Consider the following 17,115-nt stretch of genomic DNA (forward strand, 5'->3'; position numbering starts at 1 on the left):
CGCAGCGGTAGTTCAGTTGGTTAGAATACCGGCCTGTCACGCCGGGGGTCGCGGGTTCGAGTCCCGTCCGCTGCGCCATATACGAAACCCTCAGATAGCAATATCTGAGGGTTTTTTATTGCCCGTGATTTACAGATATTCGCCTCTTGTCATAAATTCTTAATCGTTGGTTTTTATTCTGCTGCTGAACCTAAGCACATCGCAGAAAATCCTGAAGATTGAGGAGAGACTAATGGAAGACTATCAAGAAGAATTGCTCGAAGGCCGCGCCGGTGAGTTCGACCTGCCGGAGCTTGAAGAAGACGCTACCGAACTCTGAGGTTCATCGATTTTAATCGCCTTAGCCGGCGTTGCGCTGGCTGCGGCGAAACTCTCCCGGGGTTTGCTGGTTCCAGCGCTTGAAGGCGCGCTGGAAGGCCTCTGCCGACGCAAAGCCGAGCAGGTAGGCGATCTCGCCAAAAGCCAGTTCGGTGTCGCGAATATACGCCATGGCCAGGTCGCGGCGAGTCTCGTTGAGAATGCTGCGAAACTGCGTGCCTTCTTCGGCAAGTTTGCGCCGCAGCGTCCAAGTCGGCAGTTGCAGGCGTGCAGCTACCTCATTCAAATCCGGCTCACGGCCGTGCAGCAATGGCCCCAATAGCAGGGTGATCTGTTCACGCAGGCTGCGGGTGCGGGTCAGTTGCTCCAGTTGCTGTTCACACAACTCCAGTAAATGCAGCCAGGTGCTTGGGCAGTGGTTCGGGTTGCGCCGGCTGAGGCTGGCTTGGTTCAAGCGCAACTGGTTGTGGCTGCTGGCAAACTCGACCGGGCAGGCAAAGCGTTGTTGATAATGCGCGCTGTAGGCCGGTGCTTCGAATTCGATCTGGACCTTGTCGATGCAGAGCGCTTCGCCGCAGACGCTGCTGAGTTGTTGCAGCCAGCCAGACATCACGGAGTCGATCACAAAGCGGTTGTAGGCGTTGTAAGGGCTGATTGAGTAAAACCGCAACCAGGCACCTTGCGGGTCTTCGTGCAGGCTCGACTGGCCCCGGTAGTTGGAGGCGTAAAGCGGCTCGAAGCGGGTCAGGGTCCGCGCCGCATCGCGCACTGTCGGCGCCTGCATGGCGGTAACACCGGCCAGCCCCAGCTGGCCCAGTTTAATGGCCTGGCCCATTAACAGGCCCAGTTGAGGGACCCCGGTTTGCTCGATTGCCGCATGGCCGAGGCGCATGTAGCGGGGAATCGACAAGCGCGCTCTTGGGGTTGCCAGGCGCGCGGTATCAAGGCCGTAGCTGTCGAGCAGCGGCTTGGGGTCGTGATCCAGCCCGCGCATGGCGCCAGCCAGGCTGTCGATGAAGCCGACTGACAGATCGCCGAGGCGAACCCGCGGGCTGTTCATAACCAGATATTGATCAGGTGTGCGCCGAGCGCATCGCCAGCCAGCGCATGTTCGCGGGAGTCGCTGGCGATACTGCGCCCGTCAATCGACATGCGCCACAACTGCCCTCGGCTGAAAACCAGTGCGCCAGCCTCGGCACCGCTGGCTTTCAGCTGATTGGGGATGGCCAATTGTTGCCAGGCATTGGCTTCGGTCGATTGCGCTTCCTTGAGTGCGATGAAGGCGGGCTCCTGAGCACCTTTGTTGCCGCGCCACGGCTTCTCCCACTGATTCTTGCCTTTGATAAAGGCCGGGATTGCCAGCAACTTGATGTCGAGCTTGGCCAGCGCTGCATAACTGTCGGGATACCAGCTGTCTGTACCTATTAATACGCCCAGTTTTCCGGCGGGCGTATCAATGGCGTGCAACTGCTCCAGAGGAGCGGCAGCAATAAAGCGCCGTTCGCGGCTGGAAAGATGCACCTTGCGCTGCGCCGGGCCAATGATTGAGCCGTCCGCGCCAAACACTACGCTGATGTTGTACAGCGGGCCGTCATCGATTTTTAGCTGGCCAGACTCGACACGGGGTTCGGGCAGCACAATCGAGCCTGCGACCAGGGTAATGCTGAACTCTTTGGCCAGCGTACCGAATAACTGTTGATAGTCCTTGGCCATCTGTTTGGCCTTGAGGCGGAACAGGGCGTCACTGAATTCCTTGTCGCTGGGCGTTTCCATCAACGCCTTGGGAATTGCCAGCGGATGGCTGGCCGTCAGCCAGCCGATGGCCTCTACCAGGCTGTCGCTTTGGTAAAACTCGGGCTTCTCGCCGCTGGCCACCAGCCAGGTGCCAATATGCTCGGGCAACACGGCCACGGTTTTTCTATTGAGCAGGCCTTTGTCACGGGCTTTTTGCAGATAGGCCGCCAGCTTCAGGTGCAAGGTTTCGCGGCTCTGGTAATCGCTGGCATAGAGCAAGGGTTGAATCCCCAACAGATTCCCGCGCTCACTCGGCTGGCCCTGATTGACGCTGAGTTGGCTGCGCAGGTCGGTCAGGAAAATACCTACGTCCGGGCGTTGCTTGGCCCAGTACAGGTAGACGCCAGCGCCACCGATAATCAGCAGAAGCAGGGCGTACTTGGTCAGTTTGTGCATGGTGATTTCGCTGTCAGAATTTCTTCAGTCAGGGTAGGGGAGTCGCGCGTCGTTGCCAAGTCGCCCTGTCATTTATGATCAATAATTTGTTATTTACAGTCATTGAGGCAAAGCCTTCAGCTACTTATTGTGCAGCTCATACCGACTGCGATCCGTGAATGTCCCGAGATTGCAGCACTCCGTGAATTGCACTGTTTGAACTGGAGATCGCCATGAGCGCTTTGTATCCCAACCTGCTGGCCCCGCTCGACCTGGGTTTCACCACGCTGAAGAACCGCACATTGATGGGTTCGATGCACACCGGTCTTGAGGAGAAACCGGATGGCTTCGAGCGCATGGCGGCTTACTTTGCCGAGCGCGCCCGTGGCGGTGTCGGCCTGATGGTGACCGGCGGTATTGGCCCGAACGTGGAAGGCGGCGTTTACTCCGGCGCGGCTAAATTGACCACGACTGAGGAAGCCGAAAAGCACAAGATTGTGACCCGCGCCGTGCATGAAGCGGACGGCAAGATCTGCATGCAGATCTTGCATGCGGGTCGTTATGCCTACAGCCCCAAGTCCGTTGCGCCTAGCGCCATTCAGGCTCCGATCAACCCGTTCAAGCCGACTGAGCTGGACGAGGAGGGTATCGAGAAGCAGATTGCCGATTTCGTCACCTGCGCCTTGCTCGCACAGCAAGCCGAGTACGACGGCGTTGAGATCATGGGCTCCGAAGGTTATTTCATTAACCAGTTCCTCGTTGCGCACACTAACCAGCGCACGGATCGCTGGGGCGGCAGCTATGAGAACCGCATGCGTCTGGCGATTGAAATTGTCAGCCGCGTGCGCAAGGCAGTAGGACCGAATTTCATCATCATCTATCGGCTGTCGATGCTCGACCTGATCGAAGGCGGCAGCACCTGGGATGAAGTGGTCATGCTGGCCAAGGCCATCGAGAAGGCCGGTGCGACCATCATCAATACCGGTATTGGCTGGCACGAGGCGCGTATCCCGACCATCGCCACCAAGGTGCCGCGCGCTGCATTTACCAAGGTCACGGCCAAGTTGCGTGGCCAGGTCAGCATCCCGCTGATCACCACCAACCGTATCAATACCCCGGAAATCGCTGAGCAAGTGTTGGCCGAGGGTGACGCCGACATGGTGTCGATGGCGCGTCCGTTTTTGGCTGATCCGGAATTCGTCAACAAGGCGGCGGCGGGTCGCAGCGACGAGATCAACACCTGCATCGGCTGCAACCAGGCCTGCCTTGATCACACCTTCGGCGGCAAACTGACCAGCTGTCTGGTCAACCCGCGCGCCTGTCACGAGACCGAACTCAATTACATTCCGACTGTTGCCGTGAAGAAGATTGCGGTGGTCGGTGCTGGCCCTGCTGGTCTGGCTGCGGCCACGGTTGCTGCTGAGCGCGGCCATTCGGTGACCCTGTTCGACTCGGCTGAAGAAATTGGCGGGCAGTTCAATGTCGCCAAGCGTGTGCCGGGTAAAGAGGAATTCTTCGAGACTCTGCGTTACTTCGATCGCAAGCTGAAAAGCACCGGTGTCGATGTACGCCTGCAAACCCGTGTCAGCGCCGATGACCTGATCAAGGGCGGTTACGACGAGGTGATTCTGGCCACGGGTATTGCACCGCGCACGCCTGAAATCCCGGGGATCGACAACCCTAAAGTGATCAATTATCTGGATGCGATTTTGCAGCGCAAGCCGGTCGGTAAAAACGTGGCGGTAATCGGTGCTGGTGGCATTGGTTTCGACGTTTCCGAGTTCATCACTCACGCCGGTGCTGCAACCAGCCTCGACCGTGATGCGTTCTGGAAGGAGTGGGGCATCGACGCTCAACTGGATGCCCGTGGCGGCGTTGCCGGTGTTCAGGCTGAGGTGCATGCACCAGCACGCCAAGTCTTCCTGCTGCAGCGCAAGAAGACCAAGGTCGGCGACGGTCTGGGCAAAACAACTGGCTGGATCCATCGCGCGGGCCTGAAAAACAAGAACGTGCAGATGATCAACAGCGTCGAATACCTCAAGGTTGATGACAACGGTCTGCACATCAGTGTTGCCGGCGGTGAGCCGCAGGTATTGCCGGTGGACACCGTAATCGTCTGTGCAGGCCAAGATCCGCTGCGTGAACTGCAGGATGGCCTGGTCGCCGGTGGGCAGAGCGTTCACCTGATCGGCGGCGCAGATGTGGCGGCTGAACTGGACGCCAAGCGTGCAATCAATCAGGGTTCGCGACTGGCTGCTGAACTCTGAGACGGCTCGACATAAACAATAAAAACGGCAAGGAGCTTCTATCATGCAACAAGCACTGGATTTACAGCCCGCTGTGGCGGCATCGCTCGAAAAGTGGCACGCGATGATTGCCGCCGGGAATCTCGCCGAATTGCCGGCGATGCTCAATCCGCAGGCGGTGTTTCGTTCGCCCATGGCTTTTCACCCTTATGAGGGGGCAGCCAAGGTGGCGCATATTCTCAACACGGTTTTGCAGGTGTTTGAGGACTTTCGCTATCACCGCGAGCTTGCCACTGGCGACGGCTTGAATCTGGTGCTTGAGTTCAGTGCGCGGGTCGGCGAGCGTGAGCTTAAAGGCATCGACATGATTCGTTTCGACGAACACGGCAAAATCTGCGAGTTCGAAGTCATGATCAGGCCGATGTCGGGCTTGCAGGCGCTGGGTGCCGAGATGGCGCGCCGACTGCAACTCTGAGTCGCGGTCACAAACGACCATAAGCCGGGTGCTATAAACAGCCCCGGCTTTTTTGTGCCCTGGCTATTTAGCGACTATTTTTTGACTGCGCGGGATTGACGCTAGCTTCCAAGCCGATCACAGTTTCAGCCTGCTGTTTGCTCATCTAGGCGTATGCGCAAGTCGCTTGCCAACCCGATCACACTGCCAGGTTGAGGTTTTCTCCTAGACTTGCGCAGCGATGAAGGGCTGCCGCATGGACTATTTTCTTGCGCGCATGCATTGCCAGCTGTCAGGGCTGATGAATCAAGGGATGTGACACGGATGCAGAAAAAACCGAAGACGGTTGAAGCCGTTCTGTTCTTCAATGAGCAGGGCGGCATCTGTACGCAAATGCTCTACCCAGAGTTTGAGGCATTGCTCGATGGCGTGGTCAACATGCCCAGCTATGTCGGCAAGCAGGTGCGTATGGTCCACCTGTCCATCAATCCACGGCTTAAAATTCGTTCGGTGGTTTGTTTTCTGTTGGAGTTCGACGAGAGCGGTCGCCCCGACAAGAGCTGGAACATTCCCCTCCAGCATTTGGCTGAGCGGGCGGGGCGCGGCCCCGATCTGGGCGCGGGCCCGATCCGCCTGGCCTGCCGAAGCCAATGTCCGGTCTCCTGGCACCAGGGTCATTTGTGGGACCCTAATATGGCGCCCGGCAAGAACCATCTGACGGCAGCCAGAGAGGCGATTACCCGTAACACGCTGGGCCTGCTGGTTGAAGATGAGGCAAGCGTGGCGCCCAGCGCTGCAGAGCTGCAAGTCAGCGGCGAAGAGAACTGGCACATTGCCGACTCGCCGCGAGCGGGTGATCCGGATGCGCTGGAACTGGCCGAGAAGATCAATCAGGAGCAGCGGGTCAAGGCTGCACAGTTGATCAAGCAACAACGCCTGCGCATCACCAGCCTGACTAAACAGTACGAAGAGGAGCTGGCCAAACTTAAGTTTAGCAGTGCCGATTTCTCAGCAGAGCAGCAGGAAAAGGTCCGGCTTGCCGAGGAGTCGCTCCAGCAGCAAGTCGAGCTCAATGTTGCGCTCAAGGCCCAGCTGGCGATTCAGGCGGCGACCTTCCAAGCCTCTCGGGAAGAACTCACTGAGCAGCTCAACCGCCTCGAACGTGACGATAAATCCTCTACCGCAGCGCTGCGTAAGCAGTTTGAAAGCGAGATCAAAGCGCGGATCAACACCGCAGTGGTCGAATACCAAGAGCAGATTGCGTCGTTGCAGAAGAACCTCAAGCGCGCTGAGCAGAAGAATACCAAGCTGCAGGCTGAACAGCAGCGGCTGCAACACGAACTCGAACATGCATCTAGCCAAACCGGCGAGCAAGTGCTTGAGCGGCTCGCCAAGCTGGGCGTGGTCTTTGTTGTTTACCATCCAGGCGCGGGCCATCTGACCATTCCGCTGAAGGATATTACCCACTACCAGCGCAACACCATGGCGTATGTGGCTGCCAAGTGTTTCGTTGGCGAAGACCAGTACCGCCAGTGGCTGGAACACTACCAACAGCCGTGCTGTGTGGCCTTGTTGCCCAGCGGCGAACGCTGCTCGATTCCAATTGACCGGGTCGATAGCCCGAGCCGCTTTGTCGCCGACGAGTCGAACTGCTGTGCCCGGCACATGGTCGCCAGTCGCATGCAGACTACCGGCTAGCCTTGCCTCTGATCGCGCCTGACTGGGCGCCTTCTGCTCCGCTGCAGCAGGTGCATCTCGATTGGCTGGACGCGGCTGGGATTGAGCTCGCTGTGTTGCGTCTCGACCTCACTGACCGGCTCATCAGTGGCAACAAGTGGTTCAAGCTCAGTGGTTATCTGCAACAGGCCGATGCCGCCGGTTGTACCGGAGTCATGAGCCTGGGCGGCGCGCACTCCAATCATTTGCATGCTCTGGCCAGTGCCGGGGCCCGCTTCAATTTCCCAACCGTTGGCTTGCTGCGCGGCACAGAATGCCAAACTCCCACTGTTGCCGATCTCAAAGCGCTCGGCATGCAGCTGCATTGGCTCGGCTATGGCGGCTATCGAAAACGCCATGAGGCCGATTTCTGGGTGCCGTGGCAGCAGCAATACGCCCATTTTCAGCCGGTGCCGGAAGGCGGTGGTGGCTTGTTGGGCGCGCGTGGCTGTGCGCCTATCATTGGCCTGATCCGTGAGCAATTTGCAGCGATCGGTTGGGCAGACTACGACGCACTCTGGCTTGGCGCCGGCACTGGTACCACGCTGGCCGGGCTGGTCATGGCCGAGACTGGCGCGCATCCGGTATACGGCGCCATGGCCGTACCGGTTACGCACGGCGTGCAAGCGCAGGTTACGCAGTTACTTGCTCAGGCAGGTTTGGCGGATAACGGCTATCAACTGCTCGATGCGTGCCGTGGCGGCTTTGCCAAGGTAGACAGTGAGCTGGTGAGCTTTATGCAGGCGTGCGAGCTGCAGATGAATATCCCGCTGGAGCCGCTGTATACCGCTAAAACCTTGTTTGCTCTGCAACAACACGTGCGTGCCGGTCTGGTTGCCCAGGGCAGTCGGCTGATCTTCATTCATACCGGCGGTTTGCAGGGGCGTGCGGCGGCATTGGCAGCGTTCCAGTAGCATCTGCGCAAGTTGGCTCTCGGGCTAATCACGATTTGTTGCGACCCGGCACTTGTCAGCGCATGGGGCGCGTGCCTTACCATGGTGTGAAGAGCGGCGCAGTGGCGTCAGCGGTGACGTTATGGAGGGCGATAATGGCGAGCAATCGTTTGGTGTCAGGTGCAGCGCTGCTGTTAATGGGTGCGGCGGCTAGTGCGGCGGCGAGTGCGGCGAATGCGGCAGACGGATTCCAGCAATGTTTGGCCGGCCTGCAAAGCAAGGCACAAGCCAAAGGTGTCTCGGCCGTGACCTACAAGCGCTACACCGCCGATCTCGCGCCAGACATGAGCGTGATCGAACTGCTCGACGCGCAACCTGAATTCAGCACCCCGATCTGGGACTACCTCGCAGCATTGGTCGATCAGCAGCGGGTCGATGATGGCAAGGCGATGCTCAAGCAGCATGCCGCGGTGCTGGAGAAGATTTCCCGTCAATACGGCGTAGATGCGGCCACGGTCGTCGCCGTCTGGGGCGTTGAAAGTGACTACGGCAAAACCTTCGGCAAGCGCCCGCTGCTGACTTCGCTGTCGACGCTGTCCTGCTACGGTCGGCGTCAGAGCTTCTTCCAGGGCGAGTTATTCGCCACGCTCAAACTGCTGCAATCCGGCGATATTCAGGCTGAGGAGTTAAACGGTTCCTGGGCCGGTGCATTCGGCCACACCCAGTTCATGCCCTCGACCTATCAGCGTATTGCGGTGGACGGCGATGGCGATGGCCGCCGCGATCTGGTCGCCAGCATCCCGGATGCATTGGCGTCTACCGCCAACTACCTCAAGCGTTCCGGCTGGCGGACGGGCCAGCCCTGGGGTTATGAGGTCAAGTTGCCGAGTGGCTTCAATTCCGCCAATAGCGGGCGTAAGAACAAGCGGCCATTAAGTTCGTGGGCGGCGGCTGGCGTGCGCAAAATTGACGGTTCGCCGTTGCCTTCAAGTGATACCGCCGCTGGGATTCTGTTGCCTGCCGGGGCCAAAGGGCCGGCGTTTATCGTGATGCGCAACTTCGATGCGATTTATTCCTACAACGCGGCTGAGAGCTACGCACTGGCGATTGCGCATTTGTCTGACCGTCTGCGCGGGCAGGGCGAGTTTGTCACGCCGTGGCCAACCGATGATCCGGGCCTCAGCCGCGCCGAGCGTAAGCAAGTGCAAGAGTTGCTGCTGGCGCGGGGTTACGAGATCGGCGAGGCCGACGGCATGATCGGTACGCTGACGCGCCGTGCAATCGTCAGTGAACAAAAGCGATTGGGCATGCAGCCGCAGGACGGTCGCGCCGGCAAGAAAATCCTCCGCGCGTTGCAGGCGCAGTAAGTTAATCGACACAGCTAGTGGGCGGCTGCGCCCTGAGTATTGGGCCAGTCGTCGCACACGATAAACAGGCGCTGCTTTTCCAGCCAGTCGCCGCATGCGCTGCGCTCTGTGCGCACCAATAGCTGGGCGTTTTCGTGGGGGCCGAGGGTGGCAAACCAGATGTGCAGTTGCTCGCGCGACCAGTGATCAGCGTCGCTGATGCGTGCTGGCGCCAGCCAGTTGTGGCGCGGCAGCACCTGCCAGCAGGCGTCGCCCTGAGTGCGCAGAAAATCGGCCCATTGGCATTGATGCAGCCAGATGCCTTTAAGGTGCTGCGCATTGACATCGGTCGGTGACGAGCAGGGCTGCGGCCACGGATAAAACAAGTATCCCGAGACCCACATCGCCGCGTTGAGCGTGCCTATTTGCAACTCGTCCAAGGCGCCGCGTGCCTCTTCGCGGGTCGAAAGCGGCAATTGGTGGTTGCACAGGTGATCAAGCTTTTTATCAAGTCGGTCATGGCTGCCGGGGCCCAGCCAATGCGCCGGCGATTCACCTTGTTCAGCGTCCGCGCCCAGATACAGTTTGATCGCCAGTTCAAGGTGATGGACGCCCTCGGCATCACGCAGCAGTAGATCCAGTTCGCCGAGTGTGTGGCCACGCTGGCGGATGGGCAGATTGGCGGCCAAGACCTCAACATCCGGCGCGGCGTTCAGTGCGAATTGCCACAGCCGCTCATAATACAAACCGAGCCTGCGCACTGAACGCTCCGCCAGCCAATGGCGCAGGGCGTCGGGTTGCTGGTCGAGTTGCAGTAACCAGTCAGCCAGTTGTTCAGGGGCGCTTAGCCAGCGGCTTGCCTGCAACGGATGGCGCTGCGGCCACGGCGCGGTTTGCAGCAGGGGTGGGGCAATAATCACCCAGGCCAGATCGCGTACCGCAGGTTGCTGCAGGCGCATGGGCAGATCGAGCAGGTTTTCAAAAGGATTCATCCAGCGAGCATAGCGCTTCGGACGGTTGATGTGCATGTTGCGGTTGCAATTGAGCCTTCCAGCACCCATCTGACACATACGGCTACGGGTAGATTGATTCGCGTCGCAAGTTTGCCGCGCTGAACGCCTTTCGCCCATAATCAAAGCCTTAAAGACCCAGAGCCTGCGAGAGCCCCATGGAGCAATTTCGAAATATCGGCATCATTGGCCGCTTGGGCAGCACTCAGGTGCTGGACACTATTCGACGCTTGAAGAAGTTTCTTCTCGACCGTCATCTGCACGTCATTCTCGAAGACACCATCGCTGAAGTGCTGCCGGGCCACGGCCTGCAGACAGCCTCGCGCAAGAGTCTCGGTGAAATTTGCGATTTGGTCATCGTCATCGGCGGCGATGGCAGCCTGCTCGGCGCGGCACGCGCGCTGTGCCGCCATAAAACCCCGGTGCTTGGGGTTAACCGCGGCAGCCTGGGCTTCTTGTGTGACATCCGCCCGGATGATCTGGAAATGAAGGTCGCCGAGGTGCTTGAAGGCAATTTCCTCAGCGAAAACCGCTTTTTGTTGCAGGCTGAAGTCCGTCGCAACGGCGAGGCGATCGGGCAGGGCGACGCTCTTAATGATGTGGTTCTGCATCCGGGTAAATCGACCCGCATGATCGAGTTTGAGCTGTACATCGACGGTCAGTTTGTCTGCAGCCAGAAGGCTGACGGCCTGATCGTATCGACGCCCACCGGCTCCACCGCCTATGCGTTGTCTGCCGGCGGGCCGATCATGCATCCCAAGCTGGACGCCATTGTGGTGGTGCCGATGTACCCGCACACGCTGTCGAGCCGGCCGATTGTGGTTGATGGCAACAGCGAGCTGAAAATCGTCGTGTCCAAGGATTTGCAGATATATCCGCAGGTTTCCTGCGACGGCCAGAATCACTTCACCTGTGCGCCGGGCGACACCGTCACGGTTAGCAAGAAGCCGCAGAAGTTACGCCTGATCCATCCGCTGGATCACAATTACTACGAGGTCTGCCGTACCAAGTTGGGTTGGGGCAGTCGCCTTGGTGGCGGAGGCGACTAATGCGCCTGGATCCCGAACGAAGTTATGACCTCATAGGCGATATTCACGGCTGCGCGAATACCCTGGAGCGCCTGCTTGATAAGCTGGGTTATCGGAAAATCTCCGGCGTTTGGCGCCATCCCAGCCGGCAGACGATTTTTCTCGGTGACATCGTTGATCGCGGTCCGCGCATTCGTGAGGCCGTGCATCTGGTGCGCGACATGGTCGAAGTGGGTCAGGCCGCTTGCATCATGGGCAACCATGAGTTCAATGCGCTGGCCTGGGAGACGCCCGCACCGCCCGGCAGCGGTCGCTTGCATGTGCGTGAGCATTCCGAGCGCCATACTCGCCTGATCGCCGAAACCCTTGAGCAGTTTGCAGCGTATCCGGCGGAGTGGCGTGAGTTGCACGACTGGTTCTATCAACTGCCGCTGTTTATCGACGCCGGGCGTTTTCGCGCCGTGCATGCCTGTTGGGATGACAGCCTGATCACGCCGCTGCGCGCGCAGTTCCCGGATGGCCTGATCAACGAGAAATTCCTCAAGACCTCGGCCGTGTATGGCAGCTTTGCCAATACCGTATTCAACCGCCTGCTGCGCGGCACCGATATGCGCCTGCCGCATGGGCTGACGCTGACCAGTGACGATGGCTTTACGCGTTCGTTCTTTCGCACCAAGTTCTGGGAAGAGAATCCGCAGACTTACGGCGATATCGTCTTCCAGCCCGATGCCTTGCCCGAGTTGGCGGCGCGCACACCGCTCAGCGAATTGCAGAAAAACGAGTTGCTGCAATACCCGTCCGACCAACCCATGTTGTTTGTCGGTCATTACTGGCGCAGTGGCAAACCCTCGGCGATCCGCAGCAATCTGGCCTGCCTCGATTACAGCGCCGTGCTGTATGGAAAACTGGTCGCGTATCGGCTGGATCAGGAGCATCGCATTGATGCCAATAAATTCGTCTGGGTCGATGTAGAAAAACCGGAGTTGCCACAATGAGCGCTGTAGCCGTCCTACGTTTACCGATGCAGACCAATCTCAGCGGCTTTGTCGCGATGTTGCAGCGCCTGCAGGTGCCGCACCGGGTCGCCGAAGAGTCTGGCGAGCAAGTGCTTTGGGTGCCAGGCGAGGCGTTGGCTGTGCAGGTGCGCGAGCTGTATGCGCAGTACCCGCATGGCAGCGAGGAGTTACAGTTGGCCGCGGACAAACCGCAGCGGTCGATGCCGGGCTTTGTCGAGCAGATCAAGCGCAACCCGGTCACCAGTGGGGTGCTGCTGATTACCTTTATCGTCGCGGCCATTACCTTGCTCGGTGATAACTTCGAGACCGTACGCTGGTTCAGCTTTGTCGACTTTCAAATCAAGGGCGATTACATCTACTTCGCCTCACTCGCGCACACTATGGACAGCGGCCAGTGGTGGCGACTGCTAACACCGATGCTGCTGCATTTCGGCTTCCTGCATCTGGCAATGAACTCGCTGTGGTACTGGGAGCTGGGGCGGCGCATTGAGAGTTATCAAGGCCCGCTGATGCTGATCGCGCTGACGCTGGTATTTGGTCTTGCGTCCAACGTTGCGCAGTATCAGTTTGGCGGCCCGAGCCTGTTCGGAGGGCTTTCCGGTGTGCTTTACGGCTTACTCGGGCACTGCTGGATTTACCAGCGCCTGGCACCTAATGCGCAATACCGGTTGCCGCCTGGCGTATTGATCATGATGCTGGCCTGGTTGCTGATTTGCATGACCGGTATTTTCGAACTGCTGCAGTTTGGCTCTATTGCCAACGCGGCGCATGTTGGCGGTCTGGTTGCAGGCTGCGCCACTGGCCTGGTCGGCGGCCTCTTGGCCCGCGCCCGCCGATAATTGTCCGGGCTTGCGCGATTTCAGTGCGCAAGCCCGGCGCAAGACACACGACGGTCGCTGCGCATCGCGAGATTGCGCGTTGGCCTGTTAAAATGATTTTTTGCCCCACTCTGTCGGGAGGCGCGCATGTCGTCTTTTAATGAAACCATTGCAAACATCACCCCTGAAATCTACCAGAGCCTCAAGCTCGCGGTTGAGATCGGCAAATGGCCGGACGGCCGCAAGCTGACTCAGGAGCAGAAAGAGCTGAGCCTGCAGGCGCTCATCGCCTGGGAAATCAAAAACCTCCCGGAAGAAGAGCGCATTGGTTACATGGGCCCGCAAGAATGCAGTTCGAAATCTGCGCCGGTGCCTAATCTACTGTTCAAATCCTCCGATACTTTGCATTGATGGCTGTTTTTAAATGAGTGAGTTGGCTCGCGGTTCCCTGAGCAAAATGCAGGTGCAGCTTGAAGCACCTGTGCAGTACGCCTTTCGGCTGAATGATGAATTGGTCCCGGTTAATCCGCTGGTGGGCAAAACCGTGCGGCTGGAGTTCCTCGGCGCGATCCATTGCAGCCATTGCGGGCGTAAGACCAAGAGCAGCTACAGCCAGGGTTATTGCTACCCGTGCATGCAAAAGCTGGCGCAGTGCGATATTTGCATCATGAGCCCCGAGCGCTGCCATTACGACGCTGGCACTTGCCGCGAGCCGAGTTGGGGCGAGCAGTTCTGCATGACTGATCATGTGGTGTATCTGGCCAACTCATCCGGAGTTAAGGTCGGGATTACCCGCGCCACGCAAATTCCGACCCGCTGGATTGATCAGGGTGCGACCCAGGCGCTGCCGATCCTGCGCGTTGCAACGCGTCAGCAGTCAGGCTTTGTTGAAGACCTGTTACGCAGCCAGGTCGCGGATAAAACCAACTGGCGCGCCTTGCTTAAAGGCGATGCAGCGCCGGTTGATCTGCGCGCTGTGCGCGAGCAATTGTTTGCCAGTTGCGGTGAAGGCATTGAACAACTGCAACAGCGCTTTGGTATTCAGGCCATTCAGCCGTTGAACGATGGTGAGCCGGTCGAGATTGCCTATCCGATTGATGGCTATCCCGCGAAGATCACCAGCTTCAACCTCGACAAGAATCCGCTGGCAGAAGGCACGTTGCTCGGCATCAAAGGCCAATACCTGATGTTCGACACCGGGGTTATCAATATTCGTAAATACACCGCCTATCAGATTGCTGTCAGCGCCTTCTGATCCGGTAAAACTGCTGTATACGGCGTGTGCTTTTGTGTTTGTAAAACCCACGCCGCACTCCATTTCGCAAGCAGCTTGTGTATCTCTCAATCGACGAGGCGACCATGCGTACTGAACAACCGAAAATGATTTACCTGAAGGACTACAAGGCGCCCGATTACCTGATCGATGAGACGCACCTGACCTTCGAACTGCATGACGACCACACGCTGGTGCATGCGCAATTGGTGATGCGCCGTAACCCCGCGCTCGGCAGTGATTTGCCGCCGCTGGAACTCGACGGCCAGGAGCTTGAGCTGTTGTCGCTGGCGCTCAATGATCGCGAGTTGGGCGAGGCGGACTATCAGCTCACTGACAGCCATCTGACGCTGCAACCGGACAGCCCCAGCTTTATTATCGACAGCAGTGTGCGCATCCACCCGGAAACCAATACCGCGCTGGAAGGCCTGTACAAGTCGAGCGGCATGTTCTGCACCCAGTGTGAGGCGGAAGGGTTTCGCAAGATTACCTATTACCTCGACCGCCCGGATGTCATGAGCAAGTTCACCACCACGCTCAGTGCCGAGCAGCACAATTATCCGGTGTTGCTGTCGAACGGCAACCCGATTGCCAGCGGCAGCGAAGAAGACGGCCGGCATTGGGCAACGTGGGAAGACCCGTTCATGAAACCGGCCTACCTGTTTGCCTTGGTGGCGGGTGATCTCTGGTGTGTTGAAGACTCCTTCACCACCATGACCGAGCGCGAAGTGGCGCTGCGCATTTATGTCGAGCCTGAAAATATCGACAAGTGCCAGCACGCCATGGACAGCCTGAAAAAGTCGATGCGCTGGGACGAGCAGACTTACGGCCGTGAGTACGATCTGGATATTTTCATGATCGTCGCAGTGAACGACTTCAACATGGGCGCCATGGAAAACAAGGGCCTGAACATCTTCAACTCCAGCGCCGTGCTGGCCAAGGCTGAAACTGCCACCGACGCCGCGCATCAGCGGGTTGAAGCAATTGTTGCCCACGAATATTTCCACAACTGGTCGGGCAACCGCGTGACCTGCCGCGACTGGTTCCAGTTGTCGCTGAAAGAAGGCTTCACGGTATTCCGTGATTCGCAGTTCAGCGCCGACATGAACTCGCCAACGGTCAAGCGCATTGAAGATGTCGCTTACCTGCGCACCCATCAGTTCGCCGAAGACGCCGGCCCGCTGGCTCACTCGGTGCGCCCGGATGCGTTCATCGAAATCTCCAACTTCTACACCCTGACAGTCTACGAGAAAGGCAGTGAAGTGGTGCGCATGATCCAGACCCTGCTCGGCGCCGAAGGCTTCCGCAAGGGCAGTGATCTGTACTTTGAGCGCCACGACGGCCAAGCCGTAACGTGTGACGATTTCATCAAGGCCATGGAGGATGCCAATGGCGTTGACCTGACCCAGTTCAAACGTTGGTACAGCCAGGCCGGTACGCCGCGTTTGCAGGTCAGCGAGGCTTATGACGCTGGCGCGCAACGTTACACCCTGACCTTCAAGCAAAGCTGCCCAGCCACGCCGGGGCAGACCGAGAAGCTGCCATTCGTGATTCCGGTTGAGCTTGGCTTGATCGGTGCGCAAGGCCAGGCCTTGCCGTTGCAGCTTGAGGGTGAAGCCGCGGCGGGGGCTGACACGCGGGTGATCTCGATTGATCAGGCCGAGCAACAAGTGGTGTTTGTCGGTGTTGCCGAGCAGCCTTTGCCGTCGCTGCTACGCAGCTTCTCGGCGCCGGTCAAGCTGAGCTTCCCTTACAGCCGCGACCAGTTGATGTTCCTCATGCAGCACGACAGCGATGGCTTCAACCGTTGGGAAGCCAGCCAGCAACTGGCCGTGCAGGTGCTTGAAGAACTGGTGGGCCAACAGCAACGTGGCGAGCCAATGGTTATGGATCAGCGCCTGATCAGTGCGCTCGAAACGGTGTTGGCCGACGAAACGCTGGATCCGGCCATGGTCTCGGAAATGCTCTCGTTGCCGGGTGAAGGCTACCTGACTGAAATTGCAGAAGTGGCGGATGTCGATGCCATTCACGCTGCCCGCGAATTTGCCCGCGAAGCGCTGGCGCAGGCCCTTTTCGCGCCGCTGTGCCAGCGTTATCAGGCTTATCGCGAAGTCTCGCGCAACAGCCCGTATGTGGCCGAAGCCGAGCACTTTGCCCGTCGTCGTCTGCAAAACATCGCGCTGTCTTACCTGATGCTTACCGGCAAAGAGCAAGTGCTTGAAGCGTGTCTGGAGCAGTTCGAGCATTGCGACAACATGACCGAGCGCATGGCTGCGTTGGCGGTGCTGGTCAACTCCACGCACACCGAGGCGCGTGCCAAGGCCCTCGCCAGCTTCGCCGAGTTCTTCAAGGACAACGCACTGGTAATGGATCAGTGGTTCAGCGTGCAGGCTGCCAGCACCATGCCGGGTGGCCTGGCGCGGGTTGAGGAGCTGATGCAGCATCCGGCCTTCAACCTGAAAAACCCGAACAAGGTGCGGGCTGTGATTGGCGCTTTTGGCGGCCAGAATGCGATCAACTTCCATCAACTCGATGGCAGCGGTTATCGCTTCCTTGCCGATCAGGTAATCACCCTGAACGCGCTCAATCCGCAAATCGCCTCGCGCTTGTTGTCGCCGCTGACGCGCTGGCGCAAATACAGTCCTGAGCGTCAGGGGCTGATGAAGGCTGAGCTTGAGCGCATTCTCGCATCAGGTGGGCTGTCCAGTGATGTCTATGAAGTGGTGAGCAAGAGCCTGGCCTGATCCGCCATCGCGCTATTGCCACCGGGCATTTGCACATTGCCCTGAAACGGGTTGTGGCTGCCGAGTTCTGCTCGGACGCCACAA

The 17,115-nt window shown here is 58.7% G+C and carries 15 protein-coding genes and 1 tRNA gene; 13 read left to right on the forward strand and 3 right to left on the reverse strand.

Annotation, left to right across the window (positions count from 1 at the left end):
- Position 1: 1 nt before the first annotated feature.
- Positions 2-78 (forward strand) — tRNA-Asp (locus tag FEZ62_RS17845).
- Between the two features lie 88 nt (positions 79-166).
- Positions 167-319, forward strand: coding sequence for a hypothetical protein (locus FEZ62_RS17850; protein WP_172929108.1), 153 nt, complete (start codon positions 167-169; stop codon positions 317-319).
- Positions 320-340: 21 nt separating this feature from the next.
- Here the strand turns inward: FEZ62_RS17850 and FEZ62_RS17855 are convergent, their stop codons facing one another.
- Both FEZ62_RS17855 and FEZ62_RS17860 read right to left on the reverse strand, forming a co-directional pair.
- Positions 341-1,378 (reverse strand): AraC family transcriptional regulator, encoded by a 1,038-nt coding sequence (locus tag FEZ62_RS17855; RefSeq protein ID WP_172929290.1) that lies wholly within the window; start codon positions 1,376-1,378, stop codon positions 341-343.
- On the reverse strand, positions 1,375-2,508 hold the full coding sequence (locus tag FEZ62_RS17860) for a carbon-nitrogen hydrolase family protein (RefSeq protein ID WP_172929291.1): 1,134 nt from the start codon (positions 2,506-2,508) through the stop codon (positions 1,375-1,377). The genes FEZ62_RS17855 and FEZ62_RS17860 overlap by 4 nt, the downstream gene beginning before the upstream one ends.
- A 212-nt stretch (positions 2,509-2,720) precedes the next feature.
- Here FEZ62_RS17860 and FEZ62_RS17865 point away from each other — a divergent pair, with 212 nt between their 5' ends.
- The 5 genes from FEZ62_RS17865 to FEZ62_RS17885 all read left to right on the forward strand — a co-directional run bounded on the left by FEZ62_RS17865 (position 2,721) and on the right by FEZ62_RS17885 (position 9,163).
- Positions 2,721-4,754 carry an NADPH-dependent 2,4-dienoyl-CoA reductase gene (locus tag FEZ62_RS17865; RefSeq protein WP_172929292.1) on the forward strand — a complete coding sequence of 678 codons (2,034 nt, stop codon included), beginning with the start codon at positions 2,721-2,723 and terminating at the stop codon, positions 4,752-4,754.
- Positions 4,755-4,797: 43 nt separating this feature from the next.
- On the forward strand, positions 4,798-5,208 hold the full coding sequence (locus tag FEZ62_RS17870; RefSeq protein ID WP_090508623.1) for a nuclear transport factor 2 family protein: 411 nt from the start codon (positions 4,798-4,800) through the stop codon (positions 5,206-5,208).
- Positions 5,209-5,511: 303 nt separating this feature from the next.
- Positions 5,512-6,885 (forward strand): chromosome partitioning protein ParA, encoded by a 1,374-nt coding sequence (locus FEZ62_RS17875; RefSeq protein ID WP_172929293.1) that lies wholly within the window; start codon positions 5,512-5,514, stop codon positions 6,883-6,885.
- An 8-nt stretch (positions 6,886-6,893) separates the two neighbouring features.
- Positions 6,894-7,817, forward strand: coding sequence for a pyridoxal-phosphate dependent enzyme (locus FEZ62_RS17880; protein WP_172929351.1), 924 nt, complete (start codon positions 6,894-6,896; stop codon positions 7,815-7,817).
- 176 nt (positions 7,818-7,993) lie between these two features.
- Positions 7,994-9,163 carry a lytic murein transglycosylase gene (locus FEZ62_RS17885; RefSeq protein WP_242454991.1) on the forward strand — a complete coding sequence of 390 codons (1,170 nt, stop codon included), beginning with the start codon at positions 7,994-7,996 and terminating at the stop codon, positions 9,161-9,163.
- Positions 9,164-9,177: 14 nt separating this feature from the next.
- Here the strand turns inward: FEZ62_RS17885 and FEZ62_RS17890 are convergent, their stop codons facing one another.
- On the reverse strand, positions 9,178-10,134 hold the full coding sequence (locus FEZ62_RS17890) for a DUF1853 family protein (protein ID WP_172929352.1): 957 nt from the start codon (positions 10,132-10,134) through the stop codon (positions 9,178-9,180).
- A gap of 176 nt (positions 10,135-10,310) precedes the next feature.
- On the opposite strand from FEZ62_RS17890, the gene FEZ62_RS17895 reads away from it, so the two are divergent.
- The 6 genes from FEZ62_RS17895 (at position 10,311) to pepN (ending at position 17,031) form a co-directional block, all read left to right on the forward strand.
- Positions 10,311-11,201 carry an NAD(+) kinase gene (locus FEZ62_RS17895; protein ID WP_069899031.1) on the forward strand — a complete coding sequence of 297 codons (891 nt, stop codon included), beginning with the start codon at positions 10,311-10,313 and terminating at the stop codon, positions 11,199-11,201.
- On the forward strand, positions 11,201-12,175 hold the full coding sequence (locus FEZ62_RS17900; RefSeq protein ID WP_172929295.1) for a metallophosphoesterase: 975 nt from the start codon (positions 11,201-11,203) through the stop codon (positions 12,173-12,175). The genes FEZ62_RS17895 and FEZ62_RS17900 overlap by 1 nt, the downstream gene beginning before the upstream one ends.
- Entirely contained in the window at positions 12,172-13,035 is an 864-nt protein-coding gene (locus FEZ62_RS17905; RefSeq protein WP_069899029.1) for a rhomboid family intramembrane serine protease, read from the forward strand. Before FEZ62_RS17900 ends, FEZ62_RS17905 begins: the two co-directional genes overlap by 4 nt.
- 126 nt (positions 13,036-13,161) lie before the next feature.
- Positions 13,162-13,425: a DUF1315 family protein gene (locus FEZ62_RS17910; RefSeq protein WP_069899028.1), complete on the forward strand. Its 264-nt coding sequence runs from the start codon at positions 13,162-13,164 to the stop codon at positions 13,423-13,425.
- 13 nt (positions 13,426-13,438) lie between these two features.
- The gene (locus FEZ62_RS17915) at positions 13,439-14,269 is read left to right on the forward strand and encodes a DUF2797 domain-containing protein (RefSeq protein WP_069899027.1); all 831 of its coding nucleotides are present in this window, start codon (positions 13,439-13,441) and stop codon (positions 14,267-14,269) included.
- 104 nt (positions 14,270-14,373) lie between these two features.
- Positions 14,374-17,031, forward strand: a complete 2,658-nt coding sequence (gene pepN, locus FEZ62_RS17920; protein ID WP_172929296.1) for an aminopeptidase N — start codon at positions 14,374-14,376, stop codon at positions 17,029-17,031.
- Positions 17,032-17,115: the final 84 nt, after the last annotated feature.

Origin of the sequence: Pseudomonas sp. MS19 (assembly GCF_013277615.1) — a bacterium.
Taxonomy (GTDB): Bacteria; Pseudomonadota; Gammaproteobacteria; order Pseudomonadales; family Pseudomonadaceae; genus Aquipseudomonas; species Aquipseudomonas marincola.

Bases quoted from the DNA above. Each gene is read 5' to 3' on its own strand.
- FEZ62_RS17865 (WP_172929292.1), top strand. From the start codon at position 2,721: ATGAGCGCTTTGTATCCCAACCTGCTGGCCCCGCTCGACCTGGGTTTC.
- FEZ62_RS17885 (WP_242454991.1), top strand. From the start codon at position 7,994: ATGGGTGCGGCGGCTAGTGCGGCGGCGAGTGCGGCGAATGCGGCAGAC.
- FEZ62_RS17855 (WP_172929290.1), bottom strand. From the start codon at position 1,378: ATGAACAGCCCGCGGGTTCGCCTCGGCGATCTGTCAGTCGGCTTCATC.
- FEZ62_RS17860 (WP_172929291.1), bottom strand. From the start codon at position 2,508: ATGCACAAACTGACCAAGTACGCCCTGCTTCTGCTGATTATCGGTGGC.
- FEZ62_RS17895 (WP_069899031.1), top strand. From the start codon at position 10,311: ATGGAGCAATTTCGAAATATCGGCATCATTGGCCGCTTGGGCAGCACT.
- FEZ62_RS17910 (WP_069899028.1), top strand. From the start codon at position 13,162: ATGTCGTCTTTTAATGAAACCATTGCAAACATCACCCCTGAAATCTAC.
- FEZ62_RS17870 (WP_090508623.1), top strand. From the start codon at position 4,798: ATGCAACAAGCACTGGATTTACAGCCCGCTGTGGCGGCATCGCTCGAA.
- FEZ62_RS17915 (WP_069899027.1), top strand. From the start codon at position 13,439: ATGAGTGAGTTGGCTCGCGGTTCCCTGAGCAAAATGCAGGTGCAGCTT.
- pepN (WP_172929296.1), top strand. From the start codon at position 14,374: ATGCGTACTGAACAACCGAAAATGATTTACCTGAAGGACTACAAGGCG.
- FEZ62_RS17890 (WP_172929352.1), bottom strand. From the start codon at position 10,134: ATGAATCCTTTTGAAAACCTGCTCGATCTGCCCATGCGCCTGCAGCAA.
- FEZ62_RS17905 (WP_069899029.1), top strand. From the start codon at position 12,172: ATGAGCGCTGTAGCCGTCCTACGTTTACCGATGCAGACCAATCTCAGC.
- FEZ62_RS17900 (WP_172929295.1), top strand. From the start codon at position 11,201: ATGCGCCTGGATCCCGAACGAAGTTATGACCTCATAGGCGATATTCAC.
- FEZ62_RS17875 (WP_172929293.1), top strand. From the start codon at position 5,512: ATGCAGAAAAAACCGAAGACGGTTGAAGCCGTTCTGTTCTTCAATGAG.